The organism is Streptomyces racemochromogenes, assembly GCF_039535215.1.
In the GTDB taxonomy this organism is placed as follows: domain Bacteria; phylum Actinomycetota; class Actinomycetes; order Streptomycetales; family Streptomycetaceae; genus Streptomyces; species Streptomyces racemochromogenes.
In genome coordinates this window covers 4,353,117-4,370,066 of sequence record NZ_BAAAWT010000001.1, presented here as the reverse complement: position 1 = coordinate 4,370,066, position 16,950 = coordinate 4,353,117, and the positions used below count along the sequence as shown (strand labels likewise).

At 73.3% G+C, this 16,950-nt stretch carries 13 protein-coding genes and 1 tRNA gene; 2 read left to right on the top strand and 12 right to left on the bottom strand.

The window, feature by feature from the left end; genetic code table 11:
- A tRNA-Cys gene (locus tag ABD973_RS20160) sits at nt 1-75 on the top strand.
- A 94-nt stretch (nt 76-169) separates the two neighbouring features.
- On the opposite strand, the gene ABD973_RS20155 is transcribed toward ABD973_RS20160, so the two are convergent.
- The 12 genes from ABD973_RS20155 to ABD973_RS20100 form a co-directional block, all read right to left on the bottom strand.
- A complete protein-coding gene (locus ABD973_RS20155; protein ID WP_125821264.1) occupies nt 170-388 on the bottom strand; it encodes a hypothetical protein in 219 nt (72 codons plus the stop codon).
- A 174-nt stretch (nt 389-562) separates the two neighbouring features.
- A complete protein-coding gene (locus tag ABD973_RS20150) occupies nt 563-2,914 on the bottom strand; it encodes a hypothetical protein (RefSeq protein ID WP_125821265.1) in 2,352 nt (783 codons plus the stop codon).
- A 19-nt stretch (nt 2,915-2,933) separates the two neighbouring features.
- Nucleotides 2,934-3,338, bottom strand: coding sequence for a hypothetical protein (locus ABD973_RS20145; protein ID WP_345501314.1), 405 nt, complete (start codon nt 3,336-3,338; stop codon nt 2,934-2,936).
- Nucleotides 3,339-3,366: 28 nt separating this feature from the next.
- Nucleotides 3,367-4,539, bottom strand: a complete 1,173-nt coding sequence (mycP, locus tag ABD973_RS20140) for a type VII secretion-associated serine protease mycosin (protein ID WP_345501312.1) — start codon at nt 4,537-4,539, stop codon at nt 3,367-3,369.
- Nucleotides 4,540-4,590: 51 nt separating this feature from the next.
- Nucleotides 4,591-6,000 (bottom strand): WXG100 family type VII secretion target, encoded by a 1,410-nt coding sequence (locus ABD973_RS20135; RefSeq protein ID WP_345501310.1) that lies wholly within the window; start codon nt 5,998-6,000, stop codon nt 4,591-4,593.
- The gene (locus ABD973_RS20130; protein WP_241253252.1) at nt 6,000-6,521 is read right to left on the bottom strand and encodes a DUF2563 family protein; all 522 of its coding nucleotides are present in this window, start codon (nt 6,519-6,521) and stop codon (nt 6,000-6,002) included. Before ABD973_RS20130 ends, ABD973_RS20135 begins: the two co-directional genes overlap by 1 nt.
- Nucleotides 6,522-6,605: 84 nt before the next feature.
- The gene (locus ABD973_RS20125) at nt 6,606-8,921 is read right to left on the bottom strand and encodes a xanthine dehydrogenase family protein molybdopterin-binding subunit (protein ID WP_125824008.1); all 2,316 of its coding nucleotides are present in this window, start codon (nt 8,919-8,921) and stop codon (nt 6,606-6,608) included.
- 50 nt (nt 8,922-8,971) lie between these two features.
- Nucleotides 8,972-11,272 carry a 2Fe-2S iron-sulfur cluster-binding protein gene (locus ABD973_RS20120; RefSeq protein WP_345501307.1) on the bottom strand — a complete coding sequence of 767 codons (2,301 nt, stop codon included), beginning with the start codon at nt 11,270-11,272 and terminating at the stop codon, nt 8,972-8,974.
- Nucleotides 11,269-12,126 (bottom strand): FAD binding domain-containing protein, encoded by an 858-nt coding sequence (locus ABD973_RS20115; RefSeq protein WP_206436639.1) that lies wholly within the window; start codon nt 12,124-12,126, stop codon nt 11,269-11,271. Before ABD973_RS20115 ends, ABD973_RS20120 begins: the two co-directional genes overlap by 4 nt.
- 449 nt (nt 12,127-12,575) lie before the next feature.
- A complete protein-coding gene (locus ABD973_RS20110) occupies nt 12,576-14,216 on the bottom strand; it encodes a beta-N-acetylhexosaminidase (protein WP_125821270.1) in 1,641 nt (546 codons plus the stop codon).
- Nucleotides 14,217-14,409: 193 nt separating this feature from the next.
- Complete coding sequence (locus ABD973_RS20105) at nt 14,410-14,694, bottom strand: DUF3039 domain-containing protein (RefSeq protein ID WP_125821271.1); 285 nt, start codon at nt 14,692-14,694, stop codon at nt 14,410-14,412.
- A gap of 28 nt (nt 14,695-14,722) precedes the next feature.
- Entirely contained in the window at nt 14,723-15,283 is a 561-nt protein-coding gene (locus tag ABD973_RS20100) for a YqgE/AlgH family protein (protein ID WP_125594918.1), read from the bottom strand.
- Nucleotides 15,284-15,545: 262 nt separating this feature from the next.
- Between ABD973_RS20100 and murA the strand changes: the two genes are divergently transcribed.
- Nucleotides 15,546-16,883, top strand: a complete 1,338-nt coding sequence (murA, locus tag ABD973_RS20095; protein ID WP_125594919.1) for a UDP-N-acetylglucosamine 1-carboxyvinyltransferase — start codon at nt 15,546-15,548, stop codon at nt 16,881-16,883.
- The last annotated feature ends 67 nt before the right edge of the window (nt 16,884-16,950 follow it).

The window sequence follows — 16,950 nt, the reverse complement described above, 5'->3', positions numbered from 1 at the left end:
AGCCGTGTGCCCGAGTGGTTGAGGGACTCGCCTGCAAAGCGGGTTACGCCGGTTCGATTCCGGTCACGGCTTCCACTGCCCCTGACCAGGCAGAACGGATGGGAGGCACCCCGCACGGGGTGCCTCCCGTTCCTTCGTCCGCCTCCGGCGGGCGCTTCGCGGGCGGGGCTCAGTCGACCTTCTCCCCGTCATACGTGCCGCCCTGGCAGTAGTCACCCGCGTCGTTGATCGCGGGGGTCCCGCCGCCCTCCCTGCACTGGGACGGAGTGACGACGGTGACGGCGGATGGTGCGCCCTGAGCGGTGGCGGCCGTGGCCGCGCCCGTGAGGCCGATGCCGGAGAGGGCCGTCGCGGCGGCGACGGCAGCGAGGATTCGTCGAATGCGCATGTGGTTCCCCTTTCGCGGTGTTCCCGTCCAGGAAACAGAAGCCCCTCACTCCAGGCTGCGCCCCATCGATGAGGTGTGCGAGTCCAGCGCGACGGCCCGCGGCCGCCACTCCACGGGCACACGACCGGCCCCACGGCCAGGAATGCCGACGGCGCGTCCGTGCGCGCCCCGGACTCACGTGGCTTCCTTCGCCTGCGCCTCGTGGCCCTGCTGCCGCGCGATGGTGTTCCCGGACACGTACCCGACCCGCACCGACTCGACGAGGTCGTTGCCGAAGTCGCCGTCGGGGTCGATGCCGTGGCGCGCCACGAACTGCCTCATGGGCGCCTCGGCGTTGTGCTCACCCGCCTGGAACATCGCCTTGTTGGAGGCGTGCGTCCGGCCGTCGACCTCGTCCTTGTGCTTGTCCTTGGTCTCGTCCGACCACTCCCCGATGACGCCCGAGACGGCCTGCTCCACGGCACCGCTGCCGGTGTCCACGGCCAGCGGGACGACGACCGCCGCCGCGCCCGCCACGGCGGCCGTGGCCGGCAGGAAGGCCGCACCGGCGGCGATCGCGGCGGTGGTGCCGAACTCCGCCCAGTGCGAGCTCCGCTCGTGCGCCTTCTCGTACGCCTCGTTCTCCTTCTCGCCGGCCGCCCGGACCTGCTCGGCGCGGGACTCGTCGAGGATGCCCTGGACCTCGGCCCCGGTACGGACCACCGTCCGGGCCCGGCCCTCGTCGATCGTGCCGCCCTGCGCCGCCCGGCTCTCCAGGACGCTCGCGGAGTAGACCCGTTCGGCGGTGGACACGGTGGCGTAGGCGTCGGGGTGCTGGGCGAGGGCGGCGAGCAGGTCCCGGGCGGACGCCCGGTTCAGGTTCGCGTGCTTGTGCCCGTCGTCGGCTCGCGGTGCGAAGACGCTCGCCTTCTCCTTGCCGTCCACCGCCTGGTTGACGTCGTCGATGTACCCGGCGGTCATGCGGCCCAGGCTGTCGACGAGTGCCTCGTGGTGCTTGAGCAGCCCGGCGTCGCCGCCGTACTTCAGCACGGCGGCCTCCATGACCCGCGCTCCGGCCCCGGTCCGCTCGAGTGCGGGCGCGGGGTCGTCCCAGGCGTGGCCGAGGGCGGCCGCCTCCAGGGCGTGACCGAGGGCGTCGGGCATGTACGAGCGGGCCCTCTCCAGGTCCTGCGGCCTGGTGCTTCCCGTGTCGATCGTGGAGCGGTACCCCTCGGCGGCGAAGAAGTCGAGGTAGTGCTCGACGCGCCCACCCGTGGCGTCCCTGCCGAGGTCGGGGGCGCCGGACCGCACGCGCCCGTCGGTGGTGTAGGCGGGGCGGTTCCGGTCCGTGTCGAAGAACTCGGCCGCGGCGGCCGGGCTGTGTCCCAGGGCCTCCAGGAAGCCGACGACGGGGTCGTAGCCGGCGCCGTTGACCCCCGAGGGGTTCAGCAGGTTCCTGCCGTAGCCGGCGCCCAGCTGGCGGCCCCGGTCGAAGAAGCCGGGGTCCTTGGCGTGGATCTGGGTGGCGTGGTCGGCGATCGGAACCAGGAACCGGGGGTCGTAGTTCCCGTACCGCATGATGCCGCCCAGCAGCTGGTACCCGAACGGCGGGTTCTGCTCGTACCGCCCGACGGGGATCTGCTGGGTGCCGAGCCTGCGCAGCTCCTGTGCGTAGCCGTCGGGCAGGTGCGGCTCGGTCGTGGAGCGGGTGGCGGTGGCCAGGTTGAGGCCGAGGTTCTTCTGGAGTTCCTGGACGTCCGTCAGGCGCTGCTCGTCGAGCCTGCCGTAGGAGTGGGTGTCGGTGGCCATGGTGCCGAAGAAGCGGAGCGCGCCGCTGGGGCCGAGGTTCCCGTAGAAGGCGGTCGCGAACTCCGGCTTCGTGGCGTTGTCGGCCAGCAGCTCGTTCAGCTCCGCCAGCTCGGCGTGCGAGAGGTCGCGGCCCTTGCGGGCGAGGTCGGTCGCGCGGCCCGCCTGCTCGGCGGTGAGGCCGGCGAACGCGGGGGCGGTGAAGTCGTGGTCGTCGGCGAGGTTGGCGCCGAGGAGCCGGGCGAGGGAGCGGTCCACGTCGTCACAGGCGTCGACGGCCGCGTCCACCTTCGCCTGCCAGCGGGGCCGGTTGACGCGCAGGGACTCCTGGTAGTCGGGATCGTGGCGGGCCGCGTGCCGGTCGGCGTCGGTGGCCAGGGGTAACGCCTCGACCTTCCCCTTCCCGTCCACCCGGAAGCCCGCGGCGGGGGCCTCCTCCTCGGCGATCCTCCTCAGCCGGTCGCGGGAGGACCTGAAGGTGTCGTGGCCCTGGGCGAGGGCCCGGTGGACGCCCTCGGCCTCCTTGGCGGCGTCCTCGAACTCCTTGGCCGTCCTGTCGACGAACGGCCGCGCCACGCCGGCGGTGACCCCGCTCCACTCGGCCTTGTCGGACTTGGCCTTCATGCCGTTGCGGGCGGCCTCGGCCAGCTCCTCCAGCTTGGCGGCCATGGCCTGCCAGTCGCGGACGGCGGTGGCGAGCTTGTCGATGGGGGCGTTCAGCACGTTCTCGTACGTCACCACGGCGGTGCCTGCTCCCCGACTACTTGAGGTAGGCGTCGAGCTTGGAGGTGGTGAACTCCGCGTAGAGGCACTGCTCGTCCCTGCGGTGGGAGGAGAGCGAGTAGTTCAGCCCGTTGGAGATCTGCGCGCAGGCGGCGGCGAGGGTCTTGACCTGGGATTCCCACCGGGCGTTCGCCTTGGCGAGCGCGGCCCCGCTGCCGAAGCCCTCGCGCGAGAGCGCGCCGGCGGCCTCGGCGGAAGCGGTGGCGGCGTGCCGGCCGTCGGCCTGGAGGCGGGAGTGCAGCTTGTGGGCCTCGCTGCCGATGGCGCCGATGTGGTCGTGGTTGAGGACGAGGTCGGCGGGGCCGGGGGCCTGGTTGAGGCGGGTCGAGATGTTGGCCGCGGCGGTGGCGCGTGCGGCGGACCACTCCTCTTCGAAGGACATCCCGGGTACTCCCCACTCCGTGTCTGCGTCAGGACCTCGCCCGCCGTACGACGACTGCGGCGACGGCTCCGCCGATGAGGACACAGGCCCCCAGCCCGAGGGCGATCCAGGACAGACCGCCACCGCCGTCGCCCTTGTCTACCGCAGCCCCGGCCCGGGGCGGGGGCGGGGCGGTGATCTTTCCCCCGGTCGAGGGAACGGGAGCGCCCGATGCTGCCGTTCCGGCTGCCGCCGCGGCTGCCGCGAGGTCGGGCAGCGGATACACGTCCGCCGGGCCGGGGTCCCCGGGGGTGGGGAGGGCGACGCGGGGGCGGACCACGCCGTAGCCGATGTAGTCGTTCCGCTCGACGCCGTCGACGGGCTTGCCGGCGGTGTTGAGGAGGACACGGAGGATCTGGTTGTTGGTCCAGGTGGGGTGAGCGGACCAGAGGAGGGCGGCGGAGGCCGAGGTTAGGGCGGTGGCGTCGCTTGTGCCGTGGCTGGTGCACAGCCCCGTCTTCCGCGTACATGCCGTAACGATGCCGACGCCAGGTGCGGACATATCTACCTGTACGCCATGCTCCGACTCCTTCGTTGCCCGGCCATCAGAGTCCACTGCGGCTACCCCGACCACTCCCGGCGTCGCAGCTGGATAATTAACCCTGTTGAGGGTATCCCCCTCGTTCCCAACAGCAGCGAAAATCAATTTCCCCTTCGACAGTGCGTACTTCACCGCTTCAGCTCGCGCTCGATCATCTTCCGGACTACCCGCCCGACCTTGGGAAATGTTGATGATCTGGGCTTCCGAGTCAGCAGCGAATCGGATGGCTTCCACCCACGTTGGAGTAGCAGCCTCCTCCAAAACATTGGGCACCCTGATTGGAAGGATCTTAGCTCCGGGCGCAAGGCCGTAGGCGCCATCCCCGCTGGGGTGACTACCAGTTCCGGCAATCATGGCGGCCATGCTCGTACCGTGACCGTCATAGTCGTCACGGGCGTCGCCATTGCCGTCCCCTGCGGGAAATGTCTTTCCCGGCAGGACCTGGCCTTCTAGCTCAGGGATCCGACCGACGCCCGTATCGATGACAGCAACCGTCACACCTTTACCAGTGCTGATTTTCCAGACATCGTCGACCTTCATGGCATCCAGGTGCCACTGCTGCTCCCGGATGGTCTGCGCATGCGCCGGGGCAACCGCAACCCCGACCAACATGAGACCCATGAGGGTCGAAGTCACCCTTCGCGTGCGCATCCCGTGCAATGTCCGTTCCGCTCAGTCGATCACCGGAGGGACAACGCGGCGGTTGCCCTGCCAGGTCTCTTCGTCCTCGGCCAGGTAGCCAGGCCGGCGGCCCACCTGACCTCCACGTTGCCTGCCCGCCGCTGGTGACACGGTGCCGCCGTGACCCACAGCCCCGGCTCCCGACCCGCGTACAACGCCCGCCCCGCCCTGGGTGAACGCCTGGCCGCCAGTTACTGCCTGGCGTCCACCGACAACGCCCCCTGGCTCCATGGCCAGTCGGCGACCAGTCGCTTGGCCACCTGGAGTGCCATGCGGTGCACTGAGGCCGCCGCCCATCATTCCAGGCATCGGGCGACCGCCAGCATGCGGACCATCAGCGCCGATGACCGTGCCACGATGGATGCCAGCGCTCGACCCGCCGGTGGCAATCGGCCGACCACCCACGATCCCAGTATCGCGTGGAGGTGGTACGGCAATGCCGCCAACCTTCCCGCCGATCCCCCCAGGGGGCCGCCCGACCGGGAGAGAGCCGCCGCCCAGCCCTGGCGTCCCAATCACCGGAGGCATCGGCAATGACGGTGCTGAGAAACGCGGCCCATTTCCACCTTCACCAGCGCCAACCGGTACCGCTATTGGGGGCAGGGGACTATCCGGGAGCGTGGCAAGGTGGTCGATGCCTACGTTTACGTCACGGCTCGGCATGACAGGCAACGGAGACAACACCTGCCCCTCGGACGGAAGCGTCGGATGAACCCGTAGGGGTTGGTTGTCTGCCGGCTGCCCATATCCCTGCGGCAATCCACCAGCCGATCCTGCGGACTCGTACGACGACTCGCCACTGAATTCGCCTGCGCCTCCCGAAAAAGCTCCTGGGCGTTCGCGAACCTTCTCATCCCCGAAACCGGTCGGTTCAAAGTCCGGCGGCGGCGCCGGAAACGTCGGCACAGTCGCCTTGTTCATCTCCGCCGACGACTGCTCGTACGACTGCGCGAGCTTCGTCAGCTGCTGCACCGCCTGCTGGTGGTCCGCGGTCAGCTTCGTGTGGGCGGTTCGGCCGAGTTGTTGGGCGTCCGGGTCATTGTGGAACTTGTGCGCCGCGTCCAGGTTCTCGGCCGCCGACGTGTCGTACTTCGGGGTGTTGGCCTTCACCTCGATCATCGTCTGCGCCGCCTGCGTCATCCACTTGCCGCCGGCCTCGCTGTAGTCGCCCAGCAGCAGCGTCGCGTTGCCCGCGCGGCTGACCCACTCCTGGAAGGCGTGCGCGGCCTCGCCCTCCCAGCCCTTGACCTGGTGCTTCTTGAGGGCGCTGCCGATCTCTTTGATCACGGTCGCAGCTTCCGCCAGCTGCGTCGCCCGGGCCTTGACCGTTTCCGGGTTGACCGACGCGATCATCGCCAGCAGCTGCTCGTGCGAGTAGCCCTCGAAGTTCGTCGTCGCCATCAGATCGTGCCCTTCGACGTACTCGGGTTCGGAGTCGGGGGCGCGGTCGGGGCGTGCTTCTGGGCCTCGCGTTCCTGCTGGACCAGGGGGTCGCGGTCCGGTACGTAGGCTTCCTTCGACTGCTTGATCAGCGCCCGCATGCGGGCCTGCGTCTCCTCGTCCACGCCGCCGTAGCCCTTGCCCGCCGTCAGGATGGCGATGCCCAGCGCCTCGATCTGGCCCGCCAGGCCCGCAGACAGCTTCTGCAGCTCGCCGTGGACCGTCGTGTACGCCTTGAACAGGGCGTCCGCCTCGGCGAAGCCCGTGCCCAGGGTGCCCGCCGGCAGGGTGCCGTGGGCCAGTTTGCCGGCGTCCGCCTCCGAGCCGTCGAGGGTCTTCAGCAGGGCGTCGACCCGGTTCTTGTAGTCGGTCAGGGAGTCGTACTCGACCTCCAGGGCCTTCGCCTGGGCCATCAGGCCGGCCGCCACCCCACTGGCGACGTTCACCCCCAGCAGCCCCGGACCCGCGTTGTCCACCGCCACGACGCCTCCCCCGCTCCCCGTCCCCGTCCCCGTTCGCACCCGCTCGCGCCACTCTAACGATCGGCGCCGACAGGCCCCAAGCGGTTAGGAGTTGGGCGCCGCCGGCACCGGTGCCGCGACCGCCGCGGATGGCCGGATCGGGATCCTGTTCACGGGCCGGCCCGTCGCCGCGCGGACCGCCGAGGCCACCGCCGCCGGGGTGGTCACCACCGGGACCGCGCTCGCCGCCTTCGCGCCGAACGGGGCCACCACGTCCCGCTCCTCCACCAGACGGACGATCCGCACCGCCGGGGCGTCCAGGGACGTCGGCAGGGCGTAGCCCGTCAGGTCCGGGTGGCGGACCAGGCCGGCGACCGAGCGGAGGTTCTCCGTCAGGGCCGCGCCGACGCCCTGGGTGACGCCCGCTTCGATACGGGCCTCCAGCTGGCGGGGGTTGAGGACGCGGCCGACGTCCTGGGCGACGGCGAGCTCCACCACCCGCACCGTGCCCAGCTCGATGTCCACGTCGACGACCGCGCGGATCGCGCAGAACGCGAGGCCGACGAAGGCGTCGCCCTGGCCGTCCGAGTCCAGCGGCTCCGTGGGATGGGGGCGGCACTGGGCCGTCGCCCAGAGCTCCTTGCCCTCTATGGCCTCCGCGACGGACATGGAGAAGGCCCCGTCGTACGACGTGATCCGACCGTCCTGGATCTGGAGGAGTTCCGTCGACATGCCGAGCTTGTGGGCCATGGGCTGGAGGAGCTGCGTGCGGACCATCTTCGCGGCCCGTTCGACGGCCCCGCCCGACACCCAGGTGTGGCGGCCGTGGGCGGAGGGGCCCGCCGGCGGCTGGTCGGTGTCGACGGGGGCGCAGGTCACCTCGTCGATGCCGAGGACCTCCTGGACGATCTGGCGGGCGAGGGTGGCGAAGCCCTGCCCGGTGTCGACGGCCGCGCAGATGACGGTGGCGGCGCCGCCGACCACCTTCACGGTGGCGGTGGAGACCTCGTCCGCGCCCTCGGCGCCGAGCATGTGGACCATGCCCACGCCGTAGCCGACGCCGCGCCGCACCGCGCTGGGTTCGCCCGCGCCCTCGGGGCCGCCGGGCAGCAGCCACTCCTCCTCGGGGGTGTCCTTGGGGAGGGAGGGCAGGGGGAAGTCGCGGACCGAGCGGAGGAGTTCGGCGACGGGGGCCGGGCAGGTGACGGTCTGGCCGGTGGGGAGCAGGTCGCCGGTGGCCAGGACGTTGCGCAGGCGCAGCTCCGCGCCGTCGATGCCGAGGGCGGCGGCGAGCTTGTCCATCTGGCCCTCGTACGCGGCGCAGACCTGCATGGCACCCTCGCCCCGGACGTGGCCGGAGGGCGGGTTGTTCGTGCGGACCGCCCAGCCCTCGACGAAGGCGTGCGGGACGACGTACGGGCCGCAGGCGAAGGCCACGGCCGCCGCGAGGGACTCGGCGGAGGCGTCGGCGTAGGCGCCGGCGTCCATCAGGATCTGGGCCTCGACCTTGACCAGCCGGCCCTCGGCGTCCGCGTGGTGGCGGTAGCGCAGCAGGGTCGGGTGCCGGTGGGCGTGGCCGAGGAAGGACTCCTCGCGGGTGGCGGCCAGCTTCACCGGGCAGCCGGTGCGCAGGGCCAGCAGGCCGAGCGGCAGCTGGAAGGCGGCGTCCTCGCGGTCGGCGGTCGCACCGGGCACGCCGGTGACGACGACGCGTACGCGGTCCGGCTCCAGGCCGAAGCAGGCGGCGGCCAGGTCGCGGTCGGTGTGCGGGTCGGTGGAGGCGGTGTAGATCTCCACGCCGCCGTCGGGGCGGGGCACGGCGAGGCCGGCCTCGGCGCCGATCGGGGCGGGGTCCTGGCGGCCGATGCGGTAGAGGCCCTCGACGACGACCTCGCCGGTGGCCTCGGGGTCGCCGTAGCGCAGCGGGATGTGCCGGATCAGGTTGCCGTCCGGGTGCAGCGGGGCCGCGCCGAAGGACTGCTCGGGGTCGGTGACGGCGTCGAGGAGTTCGTACTCGACGATGATCGCGGCGGCGGCGAGGCGCGCCGTGTCGGGGTGGTCGGCGGCGACGGCGGCGATGGGCTCGCCGTGGTGGCGTACGACGTCGTGGGCGAAGACCGGCCGGTCGGCGATGCGCCGGCCGTGGGTGGTCGCGCCGGGGACGTCGGCGTGGGTGATGACGGCGCGCACGCCGGGCATCTCGGCGGCGGCCGAGGTGTCGATGGAGCGGATGCGGGCGTGGGCGTGCGGTGAGCGCAGCACGGCGGCCCACAGCAGGCCCTCGGCCCAGAGATCGGCGGCGTAGGGGAAGGTGCCCTCGGCCTTGGCGCGGGAGTCGGCGGAGGGGACGGAGACGCCGATGCCGCGCAGGGGGCGCGGCTGTTCGGTGTCGCCGTCGGCGCCGAGGCTGACCGTCGCCATGGTGGTGGTCGTGGTGGTGCCGGCCGTCGCCGTGGCCGCGTCCTGCCCGCTCACGCCATGCCTCCGTTGTGCTGGTCCCCGCCGAATCCGTTCCCGTGCAGGCCGCCGAGCCCGTCGGGTCCGTGTGGCCCGGAGGGTCCGTCCGGTCCGGGGAAGCCGTCGGGGCCGAGGTGGCCGGTCGGGATGCCCCGGCCGTCGGTCCCGTGCGGGCCCGCCTGGCCGTCGAAGGCCGCCTGGCCGCCGTCGTAGCCCGTCTGGCCGCCGTCGTAGGCCGTCTGGCCGCCGTCGAACACGCCGGATCCCGGGTTCGAGCCGAAGGGGTCGAAGCCGTCCGTCCCGTGGGCCGCGTGGATCCCGCCCTCGCCGGGCTGCGCCTGGTGCGGGATGAGCGCGTCGGCCTCCGCGGCGGTCGCCTCCCGCTCCGCGACGACCTCGCGGACCGCCTCGATGACGCCCTTGTAGCCCGAGCAGCGGCAGAGGTTGCCGCACAGCGCCTGGCGGGTCTCGAGGTCGCTGGGGGCGTGGTTGCCCTCCAGCAGGTCATGGATGGTCATGGCCATGCCGGGTACGCAGAACCCGCACTGCACCCCGCCCGACCTGCACAACGCCTGCTGCACGTCGGAGAGTTCCCCGCCGCTCGCGAGGCCCTCGACGGTACGCACCTCACTGCCGGCCGCCGTCGCCGCCGGGACCAGGCAGGAGGCGACGAGCCGCCCGTCGACCTGGACCGCGCAGGCTCCGCACTCGCCCTGCGAGCAGCCGTCCTTGGCGCCGGCCAGGCCGAGCCGCTCGCGCAGCACGTACAGCAGGGACTCGCCGATCCACGCCCCGGTGACGGGCCGGTCGGCGCCGTTGACCCGCAGGACGTACGACGCCGACGGGTGCTCGTGCTGGGCGACGGCGGGAATCCGCTCTTCCTCGTACGCGGTCTCCTGGACCGGGAAACTCCCGGTGTCGCCCTCGGCCGGAGGTGTCGCACCGCTGTCGGCACCGCCGTCACCCGGCACGGGCGCGGCCTCCGCTTCGGCCGGAGCGGCCGCCGGGGGCTCCGCGAAGGCGGGTCCGGCGGTCTCGGCGCCCTCGGCACCGCCGTCGGCCTCCACCGGACGCGACCGCTCACCCTCGACCGGCATCTCGGCCGGGCCGTGCGAGGCCTCGATGTCCGGGGGGGCCGCGGGCACGGCCTCGGGCTCCGGCCCGGCCTGGAGGTAGCCCTCGGGCAGCGGGGTGCCCACGCCGGGGCCGCCCAGCACCCTCGGACCGCGTCCGGCCGACAGCGCGGCCGCGGGCGCACCGGCGGCGCCGCCCGGGAGCACGCCGGAGCTCAGCAGCACCCCGGGAGCCGCCTCGGGCGCCGCGGGCTGCTCCCAGGGCGCGGGCGTCCCGCCGGCGGGACCGCCCCAGCCGCCGTCCAGGGCGGGGTCGCCGGCGCCGCCGGGCAGCGTCCACTGCCCGGTCGCCATCGCGTCCTCCGGGCGATGCACCGCCTCGGGGAAGTGCCACTCGGCGGTCGCGCCGGGATCCGGCTCGGCGTGGGGGTCGGCGTAGGGGTCGGCGTGCGGGCCCGTGTGCAGCCCGCCGCCCAGCGTCCCGTGCGGGCCACCCTGCGGGGCGGCATGCGGGTCCGAGTGCGGCACACCCCCGTGCGGGGCGGGGTGCGCCCCGAACGGGCCACCCTGCGGCGCGGCGTGCGGCCCGCCGTGCGGCTCCCCGAGCAGGCCGGCGTGCGACGCCCCCTGCGGCTCCCCGTGCAGGCGGGCACCGCCCTGCGGCTCCCCGTGCGGGACGCCGCCCGACGGCTCCCCGTACACGGCGCCACCCGACGGGTCGAAGTGCAGCCCGCCGCCCAGCGTCCCGTGCGCCCCGCCGGCGGCCTGCTCGGCGTGTGCGGAACCGTTCTGCGGCTCGGCCTCGGCCTCTCCCGCGGGCGCCGCCGCGAACGCGGCCGCCACCGACGCCGGGAGCGGGATCGACGCCGGGATCGGCGCGCGGGCGGGCGCCTGCGCGGCGGCTCCGGCGGACGGGCCGGAGCCCGCCGCCCCGGGGGCCGTTCCCGAGCCGGCGTCCGGCCACTGCACCGGCATCGTCCAGGTGCCGGTGGCGGAGGGGTCCGCACTGCCCGACCCCAGCGGCACGATCATCGGCGGCGGCACGAAGCCGTGCCCGGGCGCCGCGAGCGGCTCCCCGCTGTCCAGCGCGTCCAGCATCTCCTGCGGCAGCTGCACGAAGGCCGTGGCCTCGTTGTCGTACTCGCCGCCCTGCGGGACCGGCTCCCAGCCCCAGCCGTTGCCGGCCCCGGCGCCCTGCCCCGCGTTCCCCGTCGTTCCGCTCACGTTCTCGTTCTCACTCATGAGGTCAGCGCCCTCCCCAGGGCCCTGCGCGCCAGCACGGCCACCGTCCGCCGCAGGTGCAGTACCGCCGAGGACACCTGCTCCCCCTGGTCGGGCACGCAGGCGGCCGCGACGTACTCGCCGAAGGCCTCCAGTGCCTCGGGGGCCAGGCTGCGGTCCCCGTCCCAGTCGATCAGCGAGGCCACCCACTGCTCGGCCTCCAGCGGCCGCAGCGGCATCGGGGCCACCGCGCCGATCGCGCACCGCACTCCGCGGCGCGCCGGGTCCAGTACCAGTCCCACGGACGCCACCGCGCGGCCCGGGCCGGTACGCCCGGTGGCCTTCAGGAACACCTGAGGGGCGTGCAGCAGCGGCACCCGCACGAAGCCGATCAGCTCGCCCGGCCGCAGCATGTCGCGGCCGGCCAGCAGGTGGGAGACGGGGATCTCGCGCTGCGAGCATCCGGTGTCGCCGAGGCTGCCGGGGCCGACGATGACCAGCTCGGCCTCCAGCGCGGCCAGCACCGGCAGGGCGTCACCGGTCGGCGCGGCCGAGGCGATGTTGCCGCCGAGGGTGCCGGCGTTGCGGATCTGCGGCGGGCCGGCGGCCCGGGCGGCCGCGGCCAGCGCCGGGATCAGGGCGGCGAAGTCCGGCCGTCCCATCCGGGCGTGCGTCAGTCCGGCGCCGAGGAGCGCGTGCCCGTCCTGGTACTGCCAGCCGCGGATCTCGTTGATCCGGCCGAGGCCGACCAGGGCGGCGGGGCGCAGCAGCCCGGCGTTGACGGCGGCCATGAGGTCGGTGCCGCCCGCCACGGGCACGGCCGCGGGCATGGCGGCGAGTGCCGCGACGGCCTCGTCGAGCGAGGCCGGCAGCATCACGGACTGCGCCCGCTCCGCCTGCGGCCCGAGAGACGAGTGCGGTGCGTGCGGCCCCTGAGCCGAATGCGGTGTGTGCGGTGCGTGCGTGGTCAACCCGGCTGCCCCTTCCCGATGTCCCGGTCCCGGCGCTCACGCCTGTCCGCCGTACGGTACGTGCTCACCGCCGGGACGTGGCAACTCTGGCACATCTTCGGGAGCGCCCGGCGCGAGGGTCGCCCGGGTACGGGGTGCCGGCCCGCGGGCCGGTGCCGTCCGCGCGCGGCCGGGGCAGGGCCCCCGGGCGGGGCGTGCGGGCGGGCCGGCGCCGCCCGCGGCACGGTCCGGCCACCCTCCGCCCGAACGTCCGTTTTCCCCTGGATCAGCCTCCTTTGGGCGAGAGTTCCAAAGGTTCCCGAAGAGTTCCGCTTCCGGACAGGCGGCGCCGGAGCGCCCCCCGTGCCCCCGGGTCACACGATCGGGGGCGCGCCTTCGAGCGGGCGTCCCACGACCCCCGGACGCCGCTGCCACGGCAACGGTCCGGCCAGTGGCCGGTAGTCGACCCCGAGGGCGTCCAGGCGGGCCAGGTGGGCGGCCGTACGCGCCTCGAAGCCGGCCCAGTCACGGGATTCCGGTTCGGGCAGCCGCGACCAGACCGTCTCGGCGAAGGCGGCCAGCCGGGGGAACACCTGGTAGTCCACGCGGGACTGGTTCTCCATCACCTCGGTCCACACGTTGGCCTGGGCGCCCAGCACGTGGGCGGCGGCCTCCGGCGACAGCTTCGGCGGCACCGGCTCGAAGCGGTAGACGTCCTCCAGGGTGCGCACGTACCCGATGGGCATCGGCTCGTCGGGGCCGTCCGCCTGACGGTGGTCCAGGTACACCTGCTGCTCGGGGCACATCACCACGTCGTGCCCGGCCTCGGCGGCGGCGACGCCGCCCGCGTACCCGCGCCATGAGGAGACGGCGGCGCCGTCGGCGAGTCCGCCCTCCAGGATCTCGTCCCAGCCGATGAGCCGGCGGCCGCGGGCGGCGAGCCAGCCGTCGAAGTGCCGGATGAACCAGGACTGGAGGCCGTCCTCCCCGTCGACGCCGAGCTCGCGGACGCGCGCCTGCGCGGCGGGCGAGGCCCGCCACTGCTCCTTGGGGCACTCGTCGCCGCCGACGTGGACGAACGGCGAGACCTCGGCCGGGAAGAGGTCCAGCAGTTCCTCGAAGACCCCTTCGTAGAAGCGGAGCACCTCTTCGGTCGGGGCGAGGACGTTCTCGCTGATGCCCCAGTCGTCCCACACGCCGAGCGCGGCGGTGTCCACGACGTCCGCGTTTCCCAGCCACGGGTAGGCGGCGATGGCGGCCTGCGAGTGCCCGGGGACGTCGATCTCGGGGACGATCCGTACGTGCCGCTCGGCCGCGTACGCGACGATCTCGCGGATGTCGTCCTGGGTGTAGAAGCCGCCGTGCGGGGTCTCGTTCCACAGCGGGGAGGCGCGGTGGCCCCAGCGGCTGCGGGCCCGCCAGGCGCCCACTTCGGTGAGCCGGGGATGGCGCTCGATCTGGACGCGCCAGCCCTGGTCGTCCGTCAGGTGCAGGTGGAGCACGTTCAGCTTGTGGGCGGCGAGCAGGTCGATGTGGCGCAGCACCCCGTCCTTGGGCGTGAAGTGCCGGGCGGTGTCGAGCATCATGCCGCGCCATCCGAAGCGGGGGCTGTCGGTGACGGCCGCGTACGGAAGGCTCCAGGTCCGGCCGGGCCGCAGGGGCGCCCGCCGGTAGGCGTCGGGGCCGAGGAGCTGACGCAGCGTCTGGGCGCCCCAGAACAGCCCGGCGGCGTCCCCGCCGGTCAGCTCCACGCCGTCGGCGCCGATGTCGAGCCGGTACGCCTCGGACCCCAGCCCCTCCGCTCCCCCGGGCCCGATCCGCAGCCGTACGTCGCCGCGCGCGCCGGCGGCCGGCGCGGGCAGGGCCCATCCGGTGGCGGCGCCCACCTCCCGGCGCAGCCAGCGCGCGACGCCCCCGGTGCCGGGCCCGGCGTCGAGCACGGGGTCGGGTCCGAAGGTGTGGCGGCGCCCCTCCGGGTCGGGAACGAGGTGTTCGGGGAGCGGGATCAGGTCCATGCGTCAGTCCTCCGCGTCGGCCGGCCGGTCACCCGCGCGGAGGCGGCGGCCGGCCCGCGGCGTCCCGCTCGGCACCCGTCCCCGCGGGGCGACGCTCGTCGGGCCGACCCTAACCCGCCCCGCGCACACGGCGAAGGCCCCCGGACGCGCTCGCGCGCATCGGGGGCCTTCGGCGGCACAGACCAGGACCTGGTTACTGGTCCTTGCCGCCCTTGTCCTTGTCGCCGCCGGCGCCCATGGACTCGTAGATCTCCTTGCACATGGGGCAGACGGGGTACTTCTTCGGGTCGCGGCCCGGGACCCAGACCTTGCCGCAGAGCGCGACGACGGGGGTGCCGTCGAGCGCGCTCGCCATGATCTTGTCCTTCTGGACGTAATGGGCGAAGCGCTCGTGGTCGCCGTCGCCGTGGGACACCTGCGGCGTCGGTTCTACGAGGGTCCCCGTACCAGTCCCGCGCTCGGGCTCAAGAGTGCTCATAAATCCAGGGTACTGAACCCCGCCGGGCTCAGTTCAGCGACGGGTCGTCCAGATAGGTGGCGACCATCGCGAGCTCGCTGCGCTGGCGGCGCAGCACCGCCCGCCACAGCCGTTCGGGGTCCGGGTAGGAGACGTCGCCCGGTTCGGAGTCGACGACGTACCAGGCGCCCTCGCCGAGCTCGTCCTCCAGCTGGCCGGGGCCCCATCCGGAGTAGCCGGCGAAGATCCGCAGGGCGCCGAGGGCGGTGGCGAGGAGTTCGGGCGGGGCCTCCAGGTCGACGAGGCCGATCGCCCCGTGCACCCGGCGCCAGCCGAGCGGCCCCTCCTCACCGGGTATCACGGCGACGCCCAGGGCGGAGTCCAGTGCGACGGGGCCGCCCTGGAACACCACCCCCGGATCGCCGGCCAGCGGGGCCCAGGGGAGCAGGATGTCGCGGACGTCCACGGGGGTGGGCCGGTTGAGGACCACGCCGAGCGAGCCCTGCTCGTCGTGGTCGAGCAGCAGCACCACCGCGCGGTCGAAGTTCGGGTCCGCGAGGGCGGGGGTGGCCACGAGCAGCCGCCCTGTGAGGGAGGACACCTCGGTCATGGGCACATGATCTCGCACAATCGCCCCTCGGGGGGAGCGGGCGACGGCAACGGATCAAGCGCAGCTCAGGGCGCACGGCGACAGAGAGGAGCGCGCGCCGCCCCGCACGCCGGAACGCAACACTCCGCTACCTGGCGGACACCGAGGGTGCTGTGCCGTATTCATGACAGTCCTACGGCCCCGTCACCCATACAAACATGGGGGTGGTGGCCCTTACCCTTACGTCTGGTCCCCTGCCCATCCACTCCGGAACGCGAGATCCATGACCGGCAACGATGTCCTGCTTGTCCACGGCGGAACCCCGCTCGAGGGCGAGATCCGTGTCCGCGGTGCGAAGAACCTCGTGCCGAAGGCCATGGTGGCCGCCCTGCTCGGCAGCGAGCCGAGCCGGCTGCGCAATGTTCCCGACATCCGTGACGTGCGGGTCGTGCGCGGTCTGCTCCAGCTGCACGGCGTGACCGTGCGCCCCGGCGAGGAGCCGGGCGAGCTGATCCTCGACCCGACCTACGTCGAGAGTGCGAACGTCGCCGACATCGACGCGCACGCGGGCTCCTCCCGCATCCCGATCCTCTTCTGCGGCCCCCTGCTGCACCGCCTCGGCCACGCCTTCATCCCGGGCCTGGGCGGCTGCGACATCGGCGGCCGTCCGATCGACTTCCACTTCGACGTGCTCCGCCAGTTCGGCGCGACCATCGAGAAGCGCGAGGGCGGCCAGTACCTCGAGGCCCCGCAGCGCCTCCGCGGCTGCAAGATCCGCCTGCCCTACCCGTCGGTCGGCTCGACCGAGCAGGTCCTGCTGACGGCCGTCCTGGCCGAGGGCGTGACGGAACTCAGCAACGCCGCCGTCGAGCCGGAGATCGAAGACCTCATCTGCGTCCTGCAGAAGATGGGCGCGATCATCTCCATGGACACCGACCGGACCATCCGGATCACCGGTGTCGACCGCCTGAGCGGCTACAACCACAAGGCGCTCCCGGACCGCCTGGAGGCCGCGTCCTGGGCTTCCGCGGCCCTGGCGACCGGCGGCAACATCTACGTGCGCGGCGCCCAGCAGCGCTCGATGATGACCTTCCTGAACACGTACCGGAAGGTCGGCGGCGCCTTCGAGATCGACGACGAGGGCATCCGCTTCTGGCACCCGGGCGGCCCGCTGAAGGCCATCGCCCTGGAGACGGACGTGCACCCCGGTTTCCAGACCGACTGGCAGCAGCCGCTGGTCGTCGCCCTGACGCAGGCCACGGGCCTGTCGATCGTGCACGAGACGGTCTACGAGTCCCGCCTCGGCTTCACCTCGGCGCTGAACCAGATGGGTGCTCACATCCAGCTGTACCGCGAGTGCCTGGGTGGCAGCGCCTGCCGCTTCGGACAGCGCAACTTCCTGCACTCGGCGGTCGTCTCCGGCCCGACCAAGCTGCAGGGCGCCGACCTGGTCATCCCCGACCTGCGCGGCGGCTTCTCGTACCTGATCGCGGCGCTGGCGGCCGAGGGCACCTCGCGCGTCCACGGCATCGACCTGATCAACCGCGGCTACGAGAACTTCATGGAGAAGCTCCAGGAGCTCGGCGCCAAGGTCGAGCTGCCCAACGGCGACCTGGTCTGACCATCTCCCCGCGGGGCCCCACGGGGCCCCTGCCGGGCCCCCTGCGGGGCCCTGGAAAGGCCTGAGG